This is a genomic window from Sporomusa sp. (genome assembly GCF_057736855.1).
Map to the genome: position 1 here is coordinate 3,523 of NZ_JBYKYF010000200.1, position 2,225 is coordinate 5,747.

Annotated in this window: 3 protein-coding genes; all 3 read left to right on the forward strand. The window is 42.2% G+C overall.

Annotated features, from left to right (window positions below; genetic code table 11):
* Positions 1-150: 150 nt before the first annotated feature.
* On the forward strand, positions 151-1,104 hold the full coding sequence (locus AC29Z1_RS12450; protein ID WP_488271785.1) for an ABC transporter substrate-binding protein: 954 nt from the start codon (positions 151-153) through the stop codon (positions 1,102-1,104).
* Positions 1,105-1,110: 6 nt separating this feature from the next.
* Entirely contained in the window at positions 1,111-1,863 is a 753-nt protein-coding gene (locus AC29Z1_RS12455; RefSeq protein ID WP_488271786.1) for an ABC transporter ATP-binding protein, read from the forward strand.
* Positions 1,860-2,225, forward strand: a 366-nt coding sequence (locus AC29Z1_RS12460) for an ABC transporter permease (RefSeq protein ID WP_488271787.1), incomplete at its 3' end; no start/stop codon positions are given. The genes AC29Z1_RS12455 and AC29Z1_RS12460, both read left to right, overlap by 4 nt.

Sequence of the window (2,225 nt, forward strand, 5' to 3'; positions counted from 1 at the left end):
TAAATCATGAAGAGGGACAAGGCAATAGGTGTCGAAAACAATACTAGATGACAAATTTTGTCGTTGTGATCTTTCTAAAGCTATTTTTTCATTCCAGACAGTAAGCGTGAACCATTAGAAAAAAGATAGCGAAAGGAACTGAGGTTGCTCATGAGAAAAATTACAATTATTTTGCTTGTTGCTATGTTAGCACTTGCCCTGACCGGCTGTGCCGGTAACAAAAAGGAAGATACGGCTCCTCAAAACTCGCAAATGAAGAGTCTTACTATTGGTCTTATGCCTGACGTTGATTCCATTCCTTTTATTATTGCTCAGGAAAAAGGGTATTTTAAGGAGGAAGGTCTGCAGGTAACGTTAAAATCGTTTAAAAGTGCTATGGAGCGTGATAGCGCACTTCAAAGTGGTAACTTGGACGGGGCTATTTCCGATATGTTGGCCGAAGCGTTTGCTAGAGCCGGGGGATTTGATACCGTCATTACTTCGTTAACAACTGGCAGCTACAAGCTCGTGGTTAATAAAAATGAAACCGCTACATCAATCAAGGATTTAAAAGGTAAAGATGTGGCTGTATCCAAAAATACGATTATTGAATATGTAACTGACAAGATTGCCGACGAAGGAGGTTTGTCAGCAAAAGAAATTAATAAAGTGGTTATTCCGCAGATTCCTACACGATTGGAAATGTTGCAGAATGGCAAGATTGCGGCTGCTACCTTGCCGGAGCCGTTGGCTAGTGTTGCCATAAAAAACGGTGGCAAGTTTGTCAATTCTTCGGATACCCTGGGAATCAATCCCGGAGTCTTACTATTTACTGCTAGTGCTGTTAAGAACAAAGAGCAAGAACTTCATGCCATGTATCGGGCTTATAATAAAGCAGTTGACTTTTTGTCTAAAGAGCCGCTGGAAGATTATATTGACTTGATTATTGAGAAAGGCGGTTTTCCCCCAGATGTAAAAGGCGCTCTCATATTACCGCAATATAAAAAGGCTGCTCCACCTGCCCCAAAAGACATTGATGATGTGATGAATTGGCTGCAGGCAAGACAACTTATTCAGAAAAAGTATTCCTATTCCGAACTGGTAGATACCCGCTTTGTAAGGTAGTAGATTATGATTAGGATAAAAGACCTAAGTGTTTCCTATGAGGCCAGGAACTCCCGTAATATAGCGCTTAAAGACATTTCCCTGGAACTTGCTGCCGGAGAAACTTGCGCCATTATTGGGCCTTCCGGTTGCGGCAAATCAACTTTGCTCAAAGTCCTGGCCGGTATTATTAAGAATTTTGAAGGGACTGTCGAAATTAACGGCCAAGCTGTTATGCCGCAAAAGCAAAAAATTGGCTTTATTCCGCAAAACTATGGACTATTGCCGTGGAAAACCATTTATGAAAATATTCGCCTAGGGATAAAAATAAAACACAAAGATGCCAGTGAACATATACAAAAGCAGGCGGAAATGATGCAATTGCTGGGTCTGAACGGTTTGGAGCATCGGTATCCAGGCGAATTGAGCGGCGGTCAGCAGCAACGGGTTGCTTTGGCTCGTGCCTTTTTGTTGCAGCCAGATTTGTTATTAATGGATGAACCTTTTTCCGCTTTAGATGCCATGACCAGGGAGGAAATACAGAATGTATTTCTTGAGGTCTGGCGTAAACATTCGGTTTCTACGATGCTTGTCACCCATCATGTGGAAGAGGCGGTGTATCTTGGCCGGAAAATTGTTATCTTGTCAGCCTCTCCCGGGAGGGTCAGCAAGATCATTGACAATCCTTTGTTTGGCATCGAAGGGATTCGTAACCAGCAGGATTTTTTCCAACTTAGTATAGAACTACGCAAGATGATAAAAGAGGATTGGTCAAAGTGAAGAACAATGGACCAGGAATCTGGTATCTATACGGAACGCTAATTTTTTTTGTGTTGTGGCAGATAATTGCTGGCTGGGTGAAGCTGCCTATTATTCCTTCTCCAGGGGCGGTACTGGTTAATTTCAGCCAAATATTTTTGTCAGAAATAGCTGTTCATGGTTGTTACAGTTTATGGCGCATTCTTGCCGGGGTTTTTTTTGCTGTACTTATTGGTATACCGCTTGGTCTTTGTATGGGGTATTTCTCGAGCTGGGACAAACTATTCTCGCCGTTGGTGTATCTAACCTATCCTATTCCTAAAATTGCGCTCTTACCTGTTGTTATGCTGGTGTTTGGCTTAGGGGAATTATCCAAGGTGTTA